A 20,388-nucleotide genomic window follows, 5' to 3' on the forward strand; every position below is an offset into this window, starting at 1 on the left:
CCGGCCGAGCGAGACCAGGGTTCGGGCAGCCCGGAAGGGTGGGCGAGATCCGGGGGAGAGCAACCCGGAAGGGTGGGCGCACAAGCGAAGCAGCTCGACAGTCTCCCCGGCGACATCCCAACCGACATCGGATGGCCGGCTCAGAGATACCTGGAAGTACCGGATTACACGATCAACATTCAAAGACAGGACACTGGTCGGCACGAGCCCACGCGCGGACGACGATCGGCCGGGCTGGCCCGGGTGCACGCCCCGGACCTGCCCGGCCGATGCCGTCAGGTGGTCAGGTGGTCAGGTGGTCAGGAAAGCATCCAGCGCTGGGCGTTGCTGCCGTTGCAGTCGTAGATCTGCAATCCCGTCCCGTTGGTGGTGTTGGACAGCGGCACGTCGAGGCAGCGTCCCGAGACCGGGTTGATCAGGCTGAAGTTGGGGCCGACCCGCCATTCCTGGTTGGTGGCCGCTCCCGCCTGGCAGGCGTACAGGTGCACCGGCGAGTTGTTGGCGGTGGCGTAGCTGGCGACGTCGAGGCAGAAGGTCCCGCCGACCCGGACCCGGCCGTCACCGAGTACCGCCCAGATCTGCGACGAGCCGCTGTTGCAGTCCCAGATCTGAATCTTGTTGGCATTCGCCAGGACGCCCCGGTTGTTGTCCATGCACTTGCCGGCGAACGCCGACCGGATCAGGCCGATCCCGCTCTCGTCCAGCCGCCAGTTCTGGTTCAGTCCGCCGTTGCAGTCGTGGATGTACATCTGGGCACCGTTGCCGAGCGGCGTCGGCGCGTCCAGGCAGCGGCCGGAGGACGGGTTCACCAGCGATCCGTTCGGGCCGGGCTGCCAACGCTGTCCAGTGGTGCCGGCGCAGGTGTAGAGCTGCACCAGGGTCTTGTTGGCGGTGCCGTTGCCGGTCACGTCCAGGCACTTGCCGGCGATCCGGATGCTGCCGTCGTCGACGATCTGCCAGACCTGCGCGGGTGGTCCGGCGTTGCAGGCGTACGCCCAGATGATGTTGCGGTCGGCCGTGCCGCCGCTCTTGTTGTCCAGGCAGTAGTTGCCGGCCGCCGCCGAGCGGATCAGCCCCGTGCCGCCGGTCGGGTTGGCCACCGCCGCTGCCAGGGTGTTGCTGCCGGTGTTCAGCCGACCGTCGATGGAGCTGTTACCCCGGTTGGCCCAGAGGTCCGGCCGGCCGTCGCGGTTGACGTCGGTACCGTCGATCGCCGGGGTCGACGTGGAGTCGAAGCCGCTGGTGGCGTAGACGGTGACCGGGCCGCCGGTAACCCCGGCCGGGGTGCCGTTGGCGGTGCTTCCGGTGAGCAGCTCCAGCCGGCCGGTGCTGTTGGTCCGGGCGAAGAGCGCCGGGTCGGCCCCGACGGCGGCGGCGGTGATGGTCCGGCCGGTCCAGCCCGTGCTGAGCAGGATCGGCGCGTCGTACGCCCCGGGCGGGAAGCCCGGCGGGTAGAGGTAGAGCACGTCCCCGACGATCACGTACAGGTCCGGCAGCGGCGAGCCGGTGATGCTGGGCCAGGGCGAGGCGACGATCTGGTCGACCGTCTGGTTGCCGGCCTCGCCGTCGACTCGGGGCAGCTGGATCCGGATCCGGTCGACCGGGTCGAAGGCGCTGCCGTCGCCGGCACCGGGCAGCACGTGCACGTTGCCGTCGGCGTCACTGCGCGGCAGTCGCACCAGCAGGTCCTGTGCGCCGTCGCCGTTGAGGTCCAGCGGGCTGGACTTCGCGCCGGTCCAGTCGGTGAGTGCGCCGGTGCTGCCGGCGCCGCCCGGACCGCCCAGACCGACCTGAGCCGCGGCCGCGAGCTTCCCGGTGCCGTCCATGGCGGCGTACAGCCAAGCGCCGGGCCGGTAGACGGTGCCGATCGCGATGTGGTCGGGGCGGCCGTCCCCGGTGAAGTCACCGGCCGGGGCGGGGGTGGTCGGTGCGTCCGTGCTGAACCGGTAGCTGCTGACCGGGCCGGGGTTGCCGGCGCTGTTGATGGCGTAGACGTAGAGGATGTTCGGGCCGAACCGGCGCGGGGTGATGGAGACGCTGGTGGGCGCGTTGGCCGGTTGGGCGGGCAGCAGGGTGCCGCCCCGGAACGCGCCGTAGGACTGCGGCACGGTCGCCGGCGGTGCGGTGTTCAGGCTGTAGACGTAGCTGATCGGTGCGTCACTGCCGGCGGGCGGGGTGAAGACGAAGTTGCCGGGGGTGCCGACCGGTGCCCCGGTGGTCCCGTCCGGGTACGTCGTGGAGGTCACCGCCGGTGGCGCCGGCTGCGCGCTGTTGAAGACGAACCGGCAGGTCGGCGTCGCCGGGCTGGTGTCCCTGCCGTCGTACGCCTTGACGTTCCAGGCGTACCGGTGCCCGTTTGTGAACTGGCTGGCGGGCAGGGTGACCGAGGCGACCTTGTTGTTGCTCACCGTCACCTTGGGCGAGGCGATCGTGGCGCCGGTGGTCTCGTTGACCACGTTGAACTGGCCTTCGAGCTGCGTCTGGGTGCCGTCCGGGTCGGAGAGGTTCGCCGAGAAGGTCACCGAGGTGTTGCCGATCTGCCCGACCGGGTTGCTGTTGCACGCCACCGAGGGGCTGGTGGCGTAGCGGTCCGGGGTACGCGGGATCGAGTTGAAGGTGATGGAGATGCTCGGGTTGTTCTGGAACTTACGCCAGGCGTACTTGTCGCCCTCGTGGTTGTTGATCAGGCCGAGGGTGGCGGTGGACCACTTGCCGGCGGCGGCGCTGCGGATCAGCGCGAGCACGTTGAAGTCGTGCTGCTTCGCGTTCTCGCTGCCGTCGCTACGCCAGTTGCCGGCGAGCTTCTGGGCGTCGATCTGCTCGTAGCGGGTGGGCTGCTTGTTCCAGCTGGTCGAGCTGTTGATCACACCCACCCGGAAGATCTTGAAGGTGTAGTCGTTGCTGTTGTTGGCCGACCAGACCGACTTGGTCTGCAGCGTGGCGCTGATGATGTTGGCGTCCCAGAGCGCGCTCGACATCGGGAACTGGAAGTACGACCGGCCGATGTAGTACGGCGACTCCCAGCCGTTGTAGCCGGACCGGGCCCGTCCCGAGTTGTTCCAGTACGAGTTGTCCTTGCGGGCGCTGTCGACGTACGTCCAGGCGTTGCGGGTCGGTGCGGTCGAGTTGGCGTTCCACGCCGGGTCCAGGTAGAGCGGGTAGCGCACGTTCGGGTCGGCGAGCAGGGCCGGGTCCGGCGTCAGGGTGAGGGTGTCACTGCTGACCCGGGCGGTGACCAGGGCACGCTTCGCCGCCGGGCTGGCCTCGGTGGGGGAGGAGCGCTGCGGGTTGCCGGTCGCGGTCGCCTGCTCCCCGGTCGGGACGCTGGAGTCCCAGATCTCCGGCGCCGGAGCGCTGAACACGGTACGGCCGTGCCGGTCCTCGGCGGCCAGGCCGCCGTCCGGCATGGTGCGTACCGTCGCGTTGCTGGTGACCAGCGGAAGAGTGAGGTTCTTCACCGCCGGGTTGGCGGCGGCGGTCGCGTCCTTGATTACCAGGGCGTGCGCGAAGCCGCCCTGTTCGTTGGCGGTGACCACCAGGTCGACCCCGGGCAGCACCGCCGGGTAGGTCGCGGTCGCGCCGGACACCGTCGGCGAGGGAAGTCGGGACGGGAACCGTAGGCCCAGTTTGCTGTCGCCGTTGGTAATCAGCGCGAACGGGTCGGTACCGCCGCCCGAGAGCACCAGATTGTAGGGGGCGGCGGTCGGGCTGTAGCTGCCGTCCGGGTTTCGGCGCAGGGTCGGGTCGAGTGCCACCCACCCGCCGTCCCGCTTGACCCGGGTGGGTCGCGGGCTGACGTCCATTGTGAACGTACCGTCCGCATTGGCGACGGTGCGGGATGTGGTCGTGGTCGCCGAACTCACCTCGACTGACTGACCAGTCAGCCTCGCCTCGGCGACGGCGCGGTCCGTCTCGCTGAGTCGGTCGATCCGGTTCGGACGGGCCGGTGCCGGCTCCGCCTGCGCGGCGGCTGGTGGGAGCGCCACTGTTCCTGAGGCCGCCAGCAGCAGGCCAAGCGCCGCTACGGTCCCCGGTCGAAGAAGTCGTCGTCTGAAGGCATGATGAGCCATTCGATCCCCCGTTGCGTGCCGACATAAAGCGATTACGGCCGTCTGTCCGAATAGGGCAGAACATGTGACAGGACGATGTGGACCCTGCGGGGCGCACAATATGGCTCCGCCGGCGAAAAGTCGAGAGTTATGCATTTGGATTCCCGGGCGGTAGAGTCCGGCCACCGCATCGCAGACCACGGGGGTCGTCAGGATGACGAAAGCAGCCCAGCGCCCAATCGATCGACTCTTGTCAACCATCCACTATCGACGGACCAGGGCCGGAGAGGGTGCCTTTCCGGCCGCCAGACGCCCGAGCCAGTTCCTCCGGCGTTACCTCGGCTCCGGCGTCGGCCTGGTGATGCTGGGCACGCTGGGCCTGGCTGCACTGCCGCCGGACCCCGCCGAGGCCGCCCCGCCGGCCGAGCAGCGCTGGTCCAGCGTCCGGGGCACCCCGATGCCTCCGGCGCCGAAGCGCACGCCGAACTTCGGCGAGCGCTGGACGGCGCCGAAGGTCGATTGGCCGGCCGGCGGCACCGCGACGGTGCAGCTGGACGCGCCTCCCGCGATCGCCGGCCGATCCTCCGGCCCGGCCGCCGCGGTGGCCGCCGGCAAGTTGCCGGTACGCGTCGCGAAGGCGACCCCGGACGGCCCGGCGGCGCTCCGGATGACCCTGGCCGACCGGGCGACCGCCCAGCGTGCCGGCGTCGACGGCCTGCTGCTCCAGGCGACCCCGGACGGAAGCACCGGCAAGGCCGGCCAGGTGCGGGTCTGGGTCGACCCGTCGAGCATCACCGGGGCGTACGGCGGAGACTTTGCCCGCCGGCTCCGGTTGGTCTCGTTGCCGGCCTGCGCGGCGACCACCCCGGCCGAAGCGGCCTGCCGGACCCGGACCCCGCTCGCCACCCGCTGGGAGGACGGCCAGCTCAGCGCGACGCTGGAGCTGCCCGCCGGTGAGCGTGCCGACCGGACCTCGCCGACCGCCTCGACCGCCGTCTTCGCGGTGACCGCCGGAGCGTCCGGGGACACCGGCGACTACAGCGCTACCCCGCTCAAGCCGTCCGGCTCCTGGACGGCCGGCGGCAGCTCGGGTGACTTCGGTTACAGCTATCCGGTCGACGTGCCGCCGGTGCCGGGTGGCTTGGAGCCGTCGGTGGAGTTGGGCTACTCGTCCCAGTCGGTCGACGGGCAGCAGGTCTCCACCAACAACCAGTCCTCGGCGATCGGCGACGGATGGGACTATTCACCGGGAGCGGTGGAACGGACCTACCGGACATGCTCCGACGACTCGGCGGCGCCGAAGGTCAACGACTCGTGCTGGGCCGGTCCGATCGTCAGCGTCTCCTTCGGCGCCGGCTCCGGTGACCTGGTCTACGACCCGGCGGTACCTACCAAGTGGCGGCTCTCCAGCGACAACGGCGCCCGGGTCGAGCTGCTGCCCGGTGCCGACAACGGCAGCCACAACGGCGAGCACTGGAAGATCACCACCCAGGACGGCACGCAGTACTTCTTCGGGAAGAACAAGCTGCCCGGGCACAGCGGTACGAAGCCCGTCACGAACTCGGCGTGGACGCAGCGGGTCTACCACCCCCGCTCCGGCGACCCCTGCTACAAGTCGACCGGCTTCGCCAACTCGCACTGCGAGATGGCCTGGAAGTGGAACCTCGACTACGTCGTCGACCCGGACAAGAACGCCATCGCGTACTACTACGGCACCGAGACGGGCTACTACGGGCCGAACAAGAGCTTCACCCCGGTCAAGTACACCCGGGGCGGCTACCTCGACTACATCGAGTACGGCCTGCGCGACCCGAACCCGTACGCCGGGCGGGCTCCGGCCCGGGTCGACTTCAGCTACTCCGAGCGGTGCGTGGAGTCGGCGACGGTCTGCGACCCGGCCAACATCGACAAGAACAAGAGCAAGTGGCCGGACACCCCGTACGACCTGAACTGCAAGTCCACAGGTGACTGCTACATGCACTCGGTCACCTTCTGGAGCCGGCTGCGCCTCACCGGCATCGCCACCCAGGTCAACAACGGCACCAGCCACACCACTGTGGACAACCACACGCTCACCCACGCCTTCCCGGCGCCGGGCGACGCCACCACCCCCGCCCTCTGGCTCTCGTCGATCCAGCACACCGGCGGCACCGGCGCCAACGCGATCGCGCTGCCCCCGGTCACCTTCGAGCCGACCAAGCTGCCGAACCGGGCCGACGGGCTCGACGGTGCCCCGCCGATGAACCACAACCGGATCTCGACGATCACCACCGAGACCGGCGAGGTGGTCGGGATCGGCTACCGCACCGAGTGCGCCGCGCCGGTCAAGCTGGCGCCGGAGAGCAACACCAACCTCTGCTACCCGGTCTACTGGACCAAGGAGGGCGAGGACAACCCGAAGCTCGACTGGTTCCACAAGTACGTGGTCGCCGAGGTCACCGACCAGGACACCACCGGCGGTGGTACACCGGTCTACACCAAGTACGACTACCTCGACGGCGGCGCCTGGGCGTACGACGACAGCGAGGTGGTCAAGGACAAGCACCGCACCTACGGGCAGTGGCGGGGCTTCGGCCGGGTGCAGACCCGGGTCGGTGCCGGCGTCGACCAGAAGACACTCACCGAGGAGATCTACTACCGGGGCATGGACGGCGACCGGCTGCCGAACAACGCCCGCCGCAGTGCGAAGGTGAAGCTCTCCACAGCTGTCACCGTGCCGGGCGCGACGGTGGAGGTGCCGGACAACAGGCACCTGGCCGGTTCGGTCCGGCAGGTGATCCGGTACGACGGTGACGGTGGCGCCGTGCACGACAGCACGGTCACCGACCACTGGGTGAGTCCGGCCACCGCGACCCGGAAGCGGTCGGTTGGTGACCTGACGGCGCAGATGGTGCGGGTCGCGTCGACGAAGACCACCACGGCGATCACCTCGACCAGCCCCACCACCTGGCGGACCACCCGGATCGACACCACGTACAACACCTCGACGGGCCTGCCGACGGTGACGTACGACTACGGGGACGTCAGCCAGCCGAGCCAGGCCACCTGCGCGTTGACCACCTACGCCCCGACGAACGCGACCGCGCACATCGTCGACAAGGTCGCCCAGACCGAGACGCTCGCACTGCCCTGCGGCGGATCCGGAATCAACGGGCAGACCGCGCCGGCCACGGTGAGCCGCCCCGCGGACGTCGTCTCCAGCACCCGGGCGTTCTTCGACACCCCGACCTACAGCACCAGTTGGCCGCAGCCGGCACCGACCACCGGAACCGTCAACGTCGTCCAGTACTACACCGAGGGCGGCTACGTCGTCGGCGCCCGGACGAGGAACGACGCCTACGGCCGGCCGGTGGAGTCGTTCGACGCCAACGGCAACCAGACCAAGACCGAGTACACGATGACCAACGGTCTGACCACGGGAATCATGGCCACCAACCCCAAGGGCCACATCACCCGGACCGTCCTCGAACCGACCCGTGGCCTGGAAATCGAGGAGATCGACGAGAACCAGCGGAAGACGACCCAGCGGTACGACGCGTTGGGCCGGCTGATCGGGGTGTGGCTGCCCGGTCGCAGCCTCAGCGAGGGCGCGCACGAGAAGTACGCGTACTCCGTCTCGAACTCGGTTCCGTCGACGGTCACCACCTCGCTGCTCAACGACGACGGGTCCTACCAGGTCGAGGTGGAGTTCTTCGACGCGATGGCCCGGCCGCGGCAGACGCAGAGTTCGAGCCCGGTCGGCGGTCGGCTGGTCACCGACTCGTTCTACGACTCGCGTGGCTGGCTGCGGATGGCGAACAACGAGTACCACGACAGCTCCAGCACGCCGAACACCACCATGCTGAACATGGTCGGCAAGGACCAGCAGATCCCCAACCAGGATCTGATCAGCTACGACGGGGTGGGCCGCAAGACGCTCATCGTGGCGAAGTCCAAGGGCCAGACGAAGTGGCAGACCCGGTCGGTCTACGGCGGTGACCGGATCACCACGATCCCGCCGGACGGCGGCACCCCGACGACCGAGGTGACGGACGGCCGCGGCCGGATCGTCGAGCGGTTGAGCTACCGGGCAGTGCCCTCGGTCAGCGGCTCGGTGGTCAGCGGCGGCAACCCGGTGAAGATCAGCTACCGGCACGACCGCCGGGGCAACCAGGACCGGATCACCGACGACGACGGCAACACCTGGACCACCGTCTTCGACGTGCGGGGCCGGGCGATCCGCAAGACGGACCCGGATGCCGGCACCACCGAGCTGGGCTACGACGGGAACGGCAACGTCACCTCGGCGAAGGACCCGCTCGGCCGGACCGTCACCACCACCTACGACGTACTGGACCGGCGGACCGGCCAGTACGACGGCACCAGCGCGGCGGCCCCGCCCAGGGCGACCTGGACCTACGACTCGACGACCATCACCAACGGCATCGGCGAGCTGGCCAGCTCGACCAGCTACGACAACGGAAAGGCGTACGTCACCGCGCCGGCCGGCTACAACGTCTGGGGTGACGAGGTCGGGGTCAACGTCACCATCCCGGCCGACCCGACCAACGGCGCCCTCGCCGGCACCTACAGCTTCGGTCGGGAGTACACCCTGACCAACGGGCTGCTGAAGAAGTCGCTCTTCCCGGCCGGCGGTGGCCTGCCGGCGGAGACGGTGAACCACACCTACACCGCGATGGACCTGCCCTCGGGAGTCGGCAGTTCGCTCGGCAACTACGTCGACTCGACCAGGTACAACGCGTTCGGGCAGGTGTCGCAGAGCAAGTTCGGCTTCGGCACCACCAACACCGCCTGGACGACCTACATCTACGACGAGCACAGCAAGCGCCTGGCCAACACGTACGTCGACCGCAACGGCACCGGCAACTCGCGGATGAACGACGTGGTCTACACGCACAACGCCTCCGGCAAGATCACCAAGGTCACCGACGCCCGCAACTCCGGGGCACAGCGGGAGACCCAGTGCTTCCGCTACGACCTGCTCGGCCGGCTCACCACCGCGTGGACCGCGACCGACGCCTGTGCGGTCAACCTTGCCGGCGGCGGCAGCAACGCCACCGTCGGCGGGATCAACCCGTACTGGACGACCTGGACGTACAACGACGTCGGTGACCGGACCAAGGAGGTCCAGCACGGGCTGCCGGGCGGCAGTGGTGACACCACCACGACCTACAACTATCCGGCGGCCGGCGGCACCCAGCCGCACACCGTCCGCTCCGAGCAGATCACCGGACCGGCCGGCACCGCCACCCGGAGCTTCCAGTACGACGCCCTGGGCAACACCACCAGCCGGACCACTCCGGAGCGCGGTGCCCAGACCTTCGACTGGAACACCGACAACCGGCTGATCCGGGTCCGCAACGGTTCGAACACCGAGGCCAGCTACGTCTACGACGCCGACGGTCAGCTGCTGCTGCAACGCAACCTGAAGGAGAAGAACAGCGTCCTCCACCTGCCCGGCCAGGAGCTGACCCTGGACACGGTCAGCGGCGCTGTCAGCGGCCGGCGCTACTACAGCGGCCCGGACGGCACCACCTGCGTCCGCAGCGGCACGACCGCCGGGGCGTACAGCTACCTGATCCACGACCGGCTGGGTACCGCCACGCTGACCCTGGACAACAACGGCACCAACCCGAAGTGGCGGGCGCTCACCCCGTACGGCGCGCCGCGCGGGACGGCACCGACCAGTTGGCCGAACAGCCGGGGCTTCCTCGGCAAGCCGACCGACTCCGTGACCGGGCTGACCGTGCTCGGTGCCCGGCATTACGACCCGGCGGCGGGGCGGTTCGTCAGCGTCGACCCGCTGTTGAACACGGACGACCCGAACCAGATCGGCGGATACACGTACGCGGGCGACGATCCGGTGAACCGGTCCGATCCTGGCGGCACGAACGCGTACGACAGCCAGACGCCGTGTGCGAAGTACAACTGCGGCCCGAAGAACATCGACAAGTCGCCGACCGCCACCAAGAACGCCACCAACAACGCCGCCAACGGATGGAAGGCTCCGCCCCGCCCGCCGGTGAGGAGCGGTGGCGGCGGTGGCGACGACAAGGGCTCGCCGCCGAAGAAGAAGAAGTGCAACCTTCTCTGCAAGGCCAAGGGCGGCTGGGACGCCAGCGTCCGCTGGGCGAAGAAGAACCCGGACCTCGTCGGGGTCATCGCCGGCGTCGCCGTCGGCCTGACCTGCACGGCAGCGACGCTCGGAACAGCGGCGCTGGCCTGCGGCGCCGCCGCGGGTGCGGTCGGCTCGGGCCTGTCCTCCTATCTCAAGGGCGACAGCCTCGGAAAGGTCTTGCTGAACACGGGCGTCGGAGCCGTCATGGGCGCCTTCGGTGCCGGGGCCACCAACGTGGTAGGCGGAATCGTGAAGGCGGCCGTCGGCAAGACGGCAGGCAAACTCGGGGCGTCGCGCCTCGTCAGCGGAGGTTGGCAGAAGGCCGGCCGAGGAAAGGTCCTGCCGTCCATCAAGAACATGGCCATGGAAGTCAAGGACGGGTTCACTCCGTCCAAACTGAAGAGTTCCTTCAAGATTCGTAAAGAGCTGTACAACATTACGAACAAGCTCGCTCCAACCAATAAGGGTGGCCGGCTCACCAGGCGAGTGCTCACGTCGGATCCGCACACGATGGTCGTGGGCGGTACGCTCGGCGGCTTCATTCCCGGGAACTACGACGACTTCGGGAAGCTCGGTCAGTTCAACCCGTGGAACTCGCTCAACGGGGGCCTCGGAGGACTCCTGGCGTAACGTCGGTCCAGTGCGTAACCGCGGGCAGGCGCTTCTCATCGCGATCGCCGTCTACGTCGTCGGTCTGATCGTCTGCGGGATGCTCCTCGGCGTACGAAACCTGTACGCCGGGGAGCCTCCCCGTGTTTCCGGCGAGCGGGTGACCGGCACCGTCCAGGTGGGCGCGTGCGACCGGGTCGGTCCGGTCAGCGCTGCTGGCTTCGGCTACTGGTGGAACTGCGAGATCACGGTCACCCTGCCGGACGGGCGTACCGTGTCGTCGGTCGTCGGCCCGTCGGTCGTCACACCCGACGACCGGGACCGGCCCCCCGCCCTGGTTGGCTACTGCTCCCGGACGGAGCCGGACGACTGCTCGTTCACCCGGGAAGGCCGCAACCTGCTCCTCGGCCTTCTCTCGTGGATCGCCGTACTGCTGTCGCTGGCGGTGCTGGCGATCACCGCGTTTGTCGGCGGCACCGCCCTGTTGATCGGTCTGTTCGGCCCGACCCTTGCCGAGCGTTGCTTCGGCAGACGGTCACCCAGGGGCGAGCGGTCCCCGCAGTCGCCGCCGCCTGAACCGTCACCCGCCGACTCGCCGTACGAGCCGTTGGCCACGATGGCCCCGGGGACCGGTTCGCTGCTGATCCGGTTCCGGTACCCGGATGCGCCGGCTTCGGTCTACGAACAGAGCCGGCCGAAGCTGTCGGTCGACGGCACCGACCTCGACGTCCTCTACTGGTCCACCCACCGCTTTCCGGTGGCGCCGGGAGAGCACCGGTTGGCGGTGTCGGCTGTGCTACCGGACGGTGCCGTGATCGGCGGGGTCACCGCGACCGTGACCGTACTCGACGGCATCGAGACTGTCGTCGAGTACGAGGCTCCAGCCGACGCCACCGCCTCCGGCGCGCTACGGGTCGAGGCAGCGGACGCCGCCGGCACCGACGCGGCGGAGGGCTTGTTCCCGAGGTCCGACTGGCGGTTTCTGCTCGCGGTGGTCGCACTCAATGTCGGACTGTGCTGGCTGCTCTCGTCGTTCCTCTGACAGACAGGGTCGAGACAGACGGTTCCCCCGATCAGCACGACCTACCGGCTGCGGTGCCGGCGGACGGCGTCCCGGTTGGCGCAGCGGGGGGAGCAGTAGCGCTGTCGGCCGCCCCGCGAGGTGTCGACGTAGATGGTCCGGCAGCCGTCGGCGGCACAGCGGCCGAGCCGGTTCATGCCGCGCCCGGCGAGGTGCAGGGCGGTACCGACGCTGACCAGTGCCCGCAACACCGTGCCGAGCGGTACGCCCTCGTCCCGGTAGTGCAGGTGCCAGCCGGTGCCGCCGTGGTCGGTGAGTCGGGGGTACGCGGACGCCGCCGCGAGCAGCCGGTTGACAAGGGCTGCCCGCTGCGCCGGATCGGTGGCGTCGACTATCTCGGTCCACCTGTCGACGAGGTCCAGTGCCACGGTCAGGTCCTGCTCGTCGACCGGCATGTCGAGCACCAATCCGGCGTCGGCGCACCGGCGTACCAGGTCGGGCAGAGAGCGGGGCCGGTCGTTGGCCAGGTCGGCGACGAGTCGTACGGCGTCCTGTCCGTAAGGGTTGAGATGCACAATGCCATTACAGCAGGCTCGGACCATGACCGACGAGAACGGGCACCACTGGCAGACCCGGTCCCGCCACCGGACCAGTGCCGGGGTGCTGAGTTACCAGTGGTGCCACTGCGGGACGTGGCGGCTGCTCTCCGCCCCGGCACGACCGTGGGCGGGGCCGGGGCACCCAGCCCAGATCGCCAGCTTTCCGGCGGGCGGGCGCTCCGGGCCGGACACCTCGGGGGTCAGCCCTCGTCGGGCCCGGCGACCGGGTCGAAGCTGAGCCCCTCCGCCGGGTCGACCTCGACCGGCTCGCCGTTCCGCAGCACGTACGCGACGTTGTGCCGGACCCTGGCCCGGAACTCCGCCCACTGGGCGTCGCCCCACTCGCCGGGGTCCGCCGGGTCGACCTCGTCGAACTCCGGCTGCACCGCGTGCCTGACGACGTAGACGACGTTCTCCCGCACCTCCAGCCGCCACAGGTCGTCCGGCTCCTCGCCCTCGGCGTCGATCACCCCGTCGACCACGTGGTCGAAGGTGAACTCGGCGAACTCGTCCGGATAGACCCGGCCGGGGACCGGGGCGGCGAGTTCACCGGCGAGCGCGGCGCCCGGCCGGAGGAAGGTGTCGATCAGGTACGCCATCCAGCGCTCGGCCTCGTAGAACTTCTCCTCCTCGTCCCAACCGAGGGCGGAGCCGTCCTCGGACGGCACCCACTGGCACCAGAGGCCCGGCTGCTCCGGTGGCGGCTCGCTGCCGCCGCCGAGTACGTCCGGTGCGTCATGACCACCGCCGTCGACGACGTACGGCCCGGTGGTCCGATGCATGTGCCGGTCCTCGGCGAACCGGGTCAGGTAGCGGACCTCGGCCGCGTTGAGTGGTGGTGCGATGTGAACCTGGCCGGTGAACCTCGTCTCGTAACCCATGCCGGAGGTTCTACCCCAGGGGTCCGACCTCCGACTCGATCGCGGCCCGCAGTTCGGGGCCGGCGACCACCGCCCGGGCCGCCTCCATCGCCGGGGCGAGAAAGATGTCCGGTCCCGGCTCGCCGACGGCCTCGCGCAGCGCCGCCACCGCCGCCCGGCCGGCCGGGGACGGGGTGAGCGGGGCCCGCAACTGCAACCCGCGTACCCCGGCGATCAGTTCCACCGCCAGCAGGCTGGTCAGGTTCTCCAGCACCGTACGCAGCTTCTTGGCCGCCGCCCAGCCCATCGAGACGTGGTCCTCCTGCATGCCACTTGTCGGCAGTGAGTCGACGGAGGCGGGTGCGGCGAGCCGCCGGTTCTCCGCGACGATTCCGGCGGCGGTGTACTGGGCGATCATCAGCCCGGAGTTGACCCCCGCGTCGGGGGAGAGGAAGGCCGGCAGTTCCCGGGACCGGGTCACGTCGAGCAGCCGGTCGACCCGGCGTTCGGCGATCGCCCCGACCTCGGCGGCGGCGATGGCCAGGAAGTCGGCGGCGAAACCGAGCGGGGCGCCGTGGAAGTTGCCGGTCGACTCGACCCGGCCGTCCGGCAGCACCACCGGGTTGTCCACCACCGAGAGCAGTTCCCGGCCACAGACCTGCTCGACGAAGGCGAGGGTGTCCCGGGCCGCCCCGGCGACCTGCGGGGCGCAGCGCATCGAGTACGCGTCCTGCACGGCGTGCGACAGGTCGTCCCGGTGAGAGTCCATGATGGACGAACCCTGGAGCATGCGGTGGATGTTGGCCGCCGAGAGCGCCTGCCCCGGATGTGGCCGGATCGCGTGCAGTTCCGGCAGGAACGGGCGTTCCGAGCCGAGCATCGCCTCGATCGCCAGCGCCGCCGTCACGTCCGCGATCGCGAAGAGGTGGCGCGCGTCGGCGATGGCCAGCAGCAGCATCCCGAGCATTCCGTCGGTGCCGTTGACAAGCGCCAGTCCCTCCTTGGCGGCCAGCGTCACCGGTCGCAGCCCGGCGCCCCGCAGTGCCGCCGCCGCGTCCTGTCGGCTGCCGTCCGGGCCGACCACCCAGCCCTCGCCGAGCAGCACCAGTGCGCAGTGCGCCAGCGGGGCCAGGTCGCCGGAGGCGCCGAGCGAGCCGTGTTCCGGCACCCACGGGGTGATGTCGGCGTTGAGCAGGTCGGCAAGCGCCCGGGCCAGCTCGGGGCGCACCCCGGAGTGGCCGAGCGCCAGCGAGCGGATCCGGAGCAGCATCATCGCCCGGACCACCTCGCGGGGCATCGGAGCGCCCACTCCGGCGGCGTGCGAGCGGATCAGCGCGTGCTGCAACTCGGCCCGGCGGTCCGGCGCGACGAAGGTGTTGGCGAGCGCCCCGAACCCGGTCGAGACGCCGTAGACCGGGCGGCCGGTCTGCTCGATCCGGTCCACGATCGCCCGGCTGGCCGCCATCGCGTCCAGTGTGGAGGGATCGAGGACGACTGTGGCGGTCCCTCGGGCCACCGCCAGCACGTCGGCCGAAGTTATCCCGGTGGGCTGGACGGTGACGACGGGTCGGGTCACTGTTGACATTGCGGTACTCCGTTGTGCAGGACCTGGCTGATCAGTGGAACACCGGGCCGGTAGGCCAGGTGCAGATACGAGGGCGCGTCGAGGATGCTCAGGTCGGCCGGTACGCCCGGCCGGAGTACTCCGGCGTCCGCCCGGCGCAGCGCCCGCGCGCCACCGGCGGTGGCCGCCCAGACCGCCTCCGCCGGGGTCATGCCCATCTCCCGGACCGCGAGCGCGACACAGAACGGCATCGACGAGGTGTACGACGACCCCGGGTTGCAGTCCGTCGCCAGCGCCACCGTCACTCCCGCGTCGAGCAGCCGCCTGGCGTCCGGGTACGGCGACCGGGTGGAGAACTCCGCTCCGGGCAGCAGTGTCGCCACCGTCTCCGACATCGCAAGCATCTCGACGTCCACATCGGACAAATGCGTGCAGTGGTCGACGCTGGCCGCGCCGAGTTCCACCCCGAGCTGCACCCCCGGCCCGGGGCCGAGCTGGTTGGCGTGCACCCGCACTCCGAGTCCGGCGGCCTGCCCGACGGTGAGGATCGCCCGGGCGTGGTCGGCGTCGAAGGCACCCCGCTCGCAGAAGACGTCGATCCACTTCGCGTACGGCAGTGCGGCCCGGAGCATCGGCCCGCAGACCAGTCCGACGTAGTCGTCCGGGCGGTCGGCGTACTCCGGCGGCACCACGTGGGCACCGAGGAACGTCGTCTCGGTGGTGAACTCCGCGGCGATCCGCAGGGACCGGGCCTCGTCGGCGACGCTGAGCCCGTACCCACTCTTGATCTCGATCGTGGTGGTGCCCTGCCGCACCGCCTCGGCGCGCAGTCGCGCGACGGTGTCGCGGAGCCGGTCGTCGTCGGCGGCCCGGGTGGCGGCGACGGTGGTCCGGATGCCACCGCCGGTGTACGGCTCGCCGGCCATCCGGGCGGCGAACTCGGCGGCCCGGTCACCGGCGAAGACCAGGTGGGCGTGGCTGTCCACAAAGCCCGGCAGCACGGCCCGCCCGTCGGCGTCGATCCGCCGGTCGGCGGCCGGGGCGTAGCGGGCCGGCCCGATCCAGGCGACCTCGCCCTCCTCGACCAGCAGCGCCGCCTTGCGGCGGATGCCGAGCGGCCCGCCCTCGCCGATCCCGGTGTTGGTGACCAGCTCTCCGATGTTGTCGATCAGCAGGTTCACGCCGTCACCGTCCCGATAAGCAAACTCACGGCCCGGGTCAGCGGATTCACGACCCCGGTCAGCGGATGCACGACCCCGGTCAGCAGATGCACGGCCCCGGTCGACTGGTTCACGGCGTCACCGCCGCGATCGCCGCCGACAGTTCGGCCGGCACGTCGAGCCGGACGTGCCGGCCCTCCCGCACCACCTGCCGGCCGTCGGTCAGCACGTCGGTCACGTCGGCCGCCCCGGCCGCGAAGAAGACTCCGACCGGCGGCACCCCGGCGGTCCGGGCGCTGTCCAGCCGCACGGTGACCAGGTCGGCCCGGTCGCCGGGCTCCAGCCGGCCGGCGTCCGGCCAACCCAGCGCGGCGTGCCCGACCTCGGTCGCGGCGCGCAGCAGCTCGACCGGGGTGAAGTGGCCCCGGGCAAGGGTCGTCAGCCGCAGGTTCAGCTCGACCGCCCGGGCCTCCTCGAAGAGATCCACCACCGCGTGGCTGTCGCTGCCCAGGCTGAGCGCGCTGCCCGCGTCGGCCAGCTCGCGGAGCGGTCCGACGCCGTCGGCCAGCTCCCGCTCGGTCGTCGGGCAGGCACAGATCCCGGTGCCGCTGCTCCCCAACGCCAGCACGTCCGGCCCGGTCAGGTGGTTGGCATGCACCGCCGTGCTGGCCGGGCCGAGCACGCCCGCCTCGGCCAGCAACGCGGTAGGGGTCTTCCCGTGGTACGCCAGGCACGCCTCGTTCTCGGCCGGCTGCTCGGAGAGGTGTACGTGCAGCGGTGCGGCCCGTTCCCGGGCCCAGTCGGACACCTCGGCGAGCTGGTCGGCCGGTACCGCCCGGACGGAGTGGATCGCCGCACCGATCCGCGCGTGCGTACCGGCCGGGGTGAACGCGGCGGCCCGCTCCGCCCAGCGTGCCGCGTCACCGTCGCCGAACCGCAGCTGCGGCCCGGCCAGCGGCGCACCGTCCACAGTGGCCGTCAGATAGCAGGTGTCCAGCAGGGTGAGCCGAATCCCGGCCTCGGCGGCGGCCTCGACCAGTGCCGCGCCCAGCACGTTCGGATCGGCGTACCGGACGCCGCCCGGGGCGTGGTGCAGGTAGTGGAACTCGCCGACGCAGGTGATGCCGGCGAGCGCCATCTCGGCGTACGTCGCCCGGGCCAGCGCGAGGTAGCGCTCCGGGTCGAGCCGGCCGGCGACCGCGTACATCGTGTGGCGCCAGGTCCAGAAGTCGCCCCGGCCGCCCTGGCCGCGCCCGCGCAACGCCCGGTGGAAGGCGTGCGAGTGCGCGTTGGCCAGCCCCGGCAGGGTCAACCCGGGCAGCCGCCGCGCGTCCGGCGGCGGCACCGTCACCCGGGCGGTGACAGCGCCGAACCGGCCGTCGACCACCTCGATCAGCACGTCGGCGTCGGGCTCGGGGCGGCCGGGCAGCCAGGCGTACTCGGCGTGGTAGCGCGCCGGATCGGTGCCGGTCATCCGGTGGCCAGGTGGGCGAGCAGCTCGGCCAGCCGGCGTACACCCTCGGCACAGTCGTCGTCGCTGGCCGTCTCGGCGGGGGAGTGCGACACCCCGGTCGGGTTCCGCACGAAGAGCATCGCGGTCGGCACGTGCTCGGCCAGGATCCCGGCGTCGTGCCCGGCGGCGGTCGGCAGCACGGGTACGCCCTCGGCGAGGACCGTCCGGAACGCCTTGACCAGTCCACCGTCGAACTCGACGGGTGGACTGAGCGACTCCCGGGTCACCGTCAGGCTCGTACCGTCCCGGGTGGCCCGGTCGGCGGCCTTGGCGCGTACCCCCTCGACCAGCGCCTCCAGCGTGCCGGCGTCGGCGGCCCGGGCGTCCAGCCAACCGCGGACCCGGGCCGGTACCGCGTTCGTGGCGTTCGGCTCCACCTCGACCCGGCCGATCGTGGCGTGCGCGCCGCGCAGCCGGGCCTCCTTGTTGGCGGCCAGCACGGTGAAGGCGTAGGTGAGCATCGGGTCGCGCCGGTCCGCCATCCGGGTCGTGCCGGCGTGGTTGGCCTCGCCGTCGAAGTCGAGCCGCCAGCGGCCGTGCGGCCAGATCCCGCTGGCCACCCCGACCGGCGCACCCAGGTCGACAAGCCCCCGGCCCTGCTCGACGTGCAGCTCGACGAAGGCGCCGATCCGGCCCAGCAGCTCCGGCCGGGCTCCGGCCGGCCGTCCGCCCATCGCCTCGGCCAGGGTGACGCCGCTCCGATCGGCAAGCGCCGCCGCCCGCTCCGGATCGATCGCGCCGGTGAGCAGCCGGGAGCCGAGACAGGGCACGCCGAACCGCGAGCCCTCCTCCTCGGCGAACGCCACCACCCCGACCGGGCGGCGGAACTCCCGCCCCTCCTGCCGGAGTGCCCGTACCGCCAGCAGGGCGCTGACGATGCCGAGCGGGCCGTCGTAGCCGCCGCCGTACGGGACGGAGTCGAAGTGGCTGCCGAGCAGGACGGCGTCACCCCGCTCGGACGGCGGCCCGTACCAGGCGATCAGGTTGCCGTTGCCGTCCGGCTCGACCGTGTGCGCCCCGTCGGCCTCCGCGACGGCCCGGAACCAGCGCTCCAGCTCGCGTACCGGCTCGGTGAAGCCGTACCGGAGGTAGCCACCGGTCTCCGGATCACGCCCGATCGGCGCGATCTCCGCCCAGAGCCGCGTGAAAGGAGGGGGCCCTTCTACAACAGAATCCGATAACAAGGGGCCCTTCCTTACACCATGGGGATGCGGAGGTTGCCACGGGCGGCGGCCTCGACCGCCTCCGGATAGCCGGCGTCGACGTGCCGGAGTACGCCCGTCGCCGGATCGTTGCTGAGTACCCGTTCGATCTTCTGCCCGGCCAGCGGGCTGCCGTCGGCGACGCAGACCTGACCGGCGTGGATGGAGCGGCCGATGCCGACCCCGCCGCCGTGGTGGATGCTCACCCAGGAGGCGCCGCTGGCGGTGTTGACGAGCGCGTTGAGCAGCGGCCAGTCGGCGATCGCGTCGGAGCCGTCGGCCATCGCCTCGGTCTCCCGATAGGGGGAGGCGACCGAGCCGGCGTCCAGGTGGTCCCGGCCGATGACGACCGGTGCGGTCAGTTCGCCGCTGGCCACCATCTCGTTGAACCGGACCCCTGCCTTGTCCCGCTCGCCGTGTCCAAGCCAGCAGATCCGGGCCGGCAGGCCCTGGAAGGCGACCCGCTCGCCGGCCAGCCGGATCCACCGGGCCAGTGACTCGTTCTCGGGGAAGAGGTCGAGCACTGCCCGGTCGGTGGCGGCGATGTCGGCCGGGTCGCCGCTGAGCGCCGCCCAGCGGAACGGTCCCTTCCCCTCGCTGAAGAGTGGCCGGATGTACGCCGGCACGAAGCCGGGAAACGCGAACGCCCGGTCGTACCCGCCGAGCTGCGCCTCGCCCCGGATCGAGTTGCCGTAGTCGAAGACCTCGGCACCGTTGTCGAGGAAGCCGACCATCGCGGCGACGTGCTTGACCATGGCGGCCCGGGCCCGCTCGGTGTACTCGGCCGGCTTCGTCCGGGCCAGTTCGGCGGCGTCGGCCAGCTCCACCCCGTCCGGGACGTACGAGAGCGGGTCGTGCGCGCTGGTCTGGTCGGTGACGATGTCGATCTCGACGCCCCGGCGGAGCAGTTCGGGGAAGACGGTGGCGGCGTTGCCGACCACCCCGACCGAGAGCGCCCGACGTTCCCGCCTGGCGGCGAGGACCTGGTCGAGGGCGTCGTCCAGCGAGTCGGCAACCGTGTCGAGATAGCGGGTGGCGACCCGGCGGGCCAGCCGTTCCGGGTCGACGTCGACGATCAGGCAGGCGCCGCCGTTCATGGTCACCGCGAGCGGCTGCGCCCCGCCCATCCCGCCGCAGCCGGCGGTCAGGGTCAGGGTGCCGGCCAGCGAGCCGTCGCTCGGCTGCTGCCCGTCGGCGCGGCTGGCGGCGATCTTCGCGGCGACGGCGGCGAAGGTCTCGTAGGTGCCCTGGAGGATGCCCTGGGTGCCGATGTAGATCCACGAGCCGGCGGTCATCTGGCCGTACATGGTCAGGCCGAGCTGTTCGAGGCGGCGGAACTCGGGCCAGTTGGCCCAGTCGCCGACCAGGTTCGAGTTGGCGATCAGCACCCGGGGTGCCCACTCGTGGGTCCGCAACACCCCGACCGGCCGGCCCGACTGCACCAGCATGGTCTCGTCGTCGGCGAGCGTGCCGAGGGTACGGACCAGCGCGTGGTACGACGGCCAGTCCCGGGCCGCCCGCCCGGTCCCGCCGTAGACAACCAGGTCGTCGGGGCGTTCGGCGACCTCCGGGTCGAGGTTGTTCATCAGCATCCGCAGCGCCGCCTCCTGTGGCCACCCGACGGCGGTCCGGGTGGTGCCGCGGGCGGCGCGGATCGGCTCGGGCATGGCAACTCCTCCTGCGGTGGAAACGG

At 71.0% G+C, this 20,388-nt stretch carries 10 protein-coding genes; 2 read left to right on the forward strand and 8 right to left on the reverse strand.

Annotated features, from left to right (window positions below):
• Positions 1-299: 299 nt before the first annotated feature.
• Positions 300-3,986, reverse strand: coding sequence for a ricin-type beta-trefoil lectin domain protein (locus CLT71_RS29910; protein WP_486483533.1), 3,687 nt, complete (start codon positions 3,984-3,986; stop codon positions 300-302).
• 313 nt (positions 3,987-4,299) lie between these two features.
• On the opposite strand from CLT71_RS29910, the gene CLT71_RS29915 reads away from it, so the two are divergent.
• Complete coding sequence (locus CLT71_RS29915; protein ID WP_143743669.1) at positions 4,300-10,797, forward strand: RHS repeat-associated core domain-containing protein; 6,498 nt, start codon at positions 4,300-4,302, stop codon at positions 10,795-10,797.
• Positions 10,798-10,807: 10 nt separating this feature from the next.
• Positions 10,808-11,818, forward strand: coding sequence for a DUF6346 domain-containing protein (locus tag CLT71_RS29920; protein WP_101370035.1), 1,011 nt, complete (start codon positions 10,808-10,810; stop codon positions 11,816-11,818).
• 41 nt (positions 11,819-11,859) lie between these two features.
• Here CLT71_RS29920 and CLT71_RS29925 read toward each other — a convergent pair whose 3' ends face one another.
• The 7 genes from CLT71_RS29925 to hutU all read right to left on the reverse strand — a co-directional run bounded on the left by CLT71_RS29925 (position 11,860) and on the right by hutU (position 20,362).
• Positions 11,860-12,372 carry a CGNR zinc finger domain-containing protein gene (locus CLT71_RS29925; protein WP_101370036.1) on the reverse strand — a complete coding sequence of 171 codons (513 nt, stop codon included), beginning with the start codon at positions 12,370-12,372 and terminating at the stop codon, positions 11,860-11,862.
• A 224-nt stretch (positions 12,373-12,596) separates the two neighbouring features.
• Positions 12,597-13,277: a hypothetical protein gene (locus CLT71_RS29935; RefSeq protein ID WP_199187770.1), complete on the reverse strand. Its 681-nt coding sequence runs from the start codon at positions 13,275-13,277 to the stop codon at positions 12,597-12,599.
• 10 nt (positions 13,278-13,287) lie between these two features.
• The gene (gene hutH / locus CLT71_RS29940) at positions 13,288-14,841 is read right to left on the reverse strand and encodes a histidine ammonia-lyase (RefSeq protein WP_101370038.1); all 1,554 of its coding nucleotides are present in this window, start codon (positions 14,839-14,841) and stop codon (positions 13,288-13,290) included.
• The gene (hutI, locus tag CLT71_RS29945) at positions 14,829-16,001 is read right to left on the reverse strand and encodes an imidazolonepropionase (protein ID WP_101370039.1); all 1,173 of its coding nucleotides are present in this window, start codon (positions 15,999-16,001) and stop codon (positions 14,829-14,831) included. The genes hutH and hutI overlap by 13 nt, the downstream gene beginning before the upstream one ends.
• Positions 16,002-16,110: 109 nt before the next feature.
• Positions 16,111-17,454, reverse strand: coding sequence for a formimidoylglutamate deiminase (locus CLT71_RS29950; protein ID WP_101370040.1), 1,344 nt, complete (start codon positions 17,452-17,454; stop codon positions 16,111-16,113).
• On the reverse strand, positions 17,451-18,677 hold the full coding sequence (locus CLT71_RS29955) for an allantoate amidohydrolase (protein WP_101370041.1): 1,227 nt from the start codon (positions 18,675-18,677) through the stop codon (positions 17,451-17,453). Before CLT71_RS29955 ends, CLT71_RS29950 begins: the two co-directional genes overlap by 4 nt.
• Positions 18,678-18,688: 11 nt before the next feature.
• A complete protein-coding gene (gene hutU / locus CLT71_RS29960; protein ID WP_101370042.1) occupies positions 18,689-20,362 on the reverse strand; it encodes a urocanate hydratase in 1,674 nt (557 codons plus the stop codon).
• Positions 20,363-20,388 lie beyond the last annotated feature (26 nt).

The organism is Plantactinospora sp. CNZ320, assembly GCF_002846275.1.

Coding starts and splice junctions, on each gene's coding strand:
- CLT71_RS29935 (WP_199187770.1), bottom strand. CDS start 13,277: ATGGGTTACGAGACGAGGTTCACCGGCCAGGTTCACATCGCACCACCA.
- hutH (WP_101370038.1), bottom strand. CDS start 14,841: ATGTCAACAGTGACCCGACCCGTCGTCACCGTCCAGCCCACCGGGATA.
- CLT71_RS29950 (WP_101370040.1), bottom strand. CDS start 17,454: ATGACCGGCACCGATCCGGCGCGCTACCACGCCGAGTACGCCTGGCTG.
- hutU (WP_101370042.1), bottom strand. CDS start 20,362: ATGCCCGAGCCGATCCGCGCCGCCCGCGGCACCACCCGGACCGCCGTC.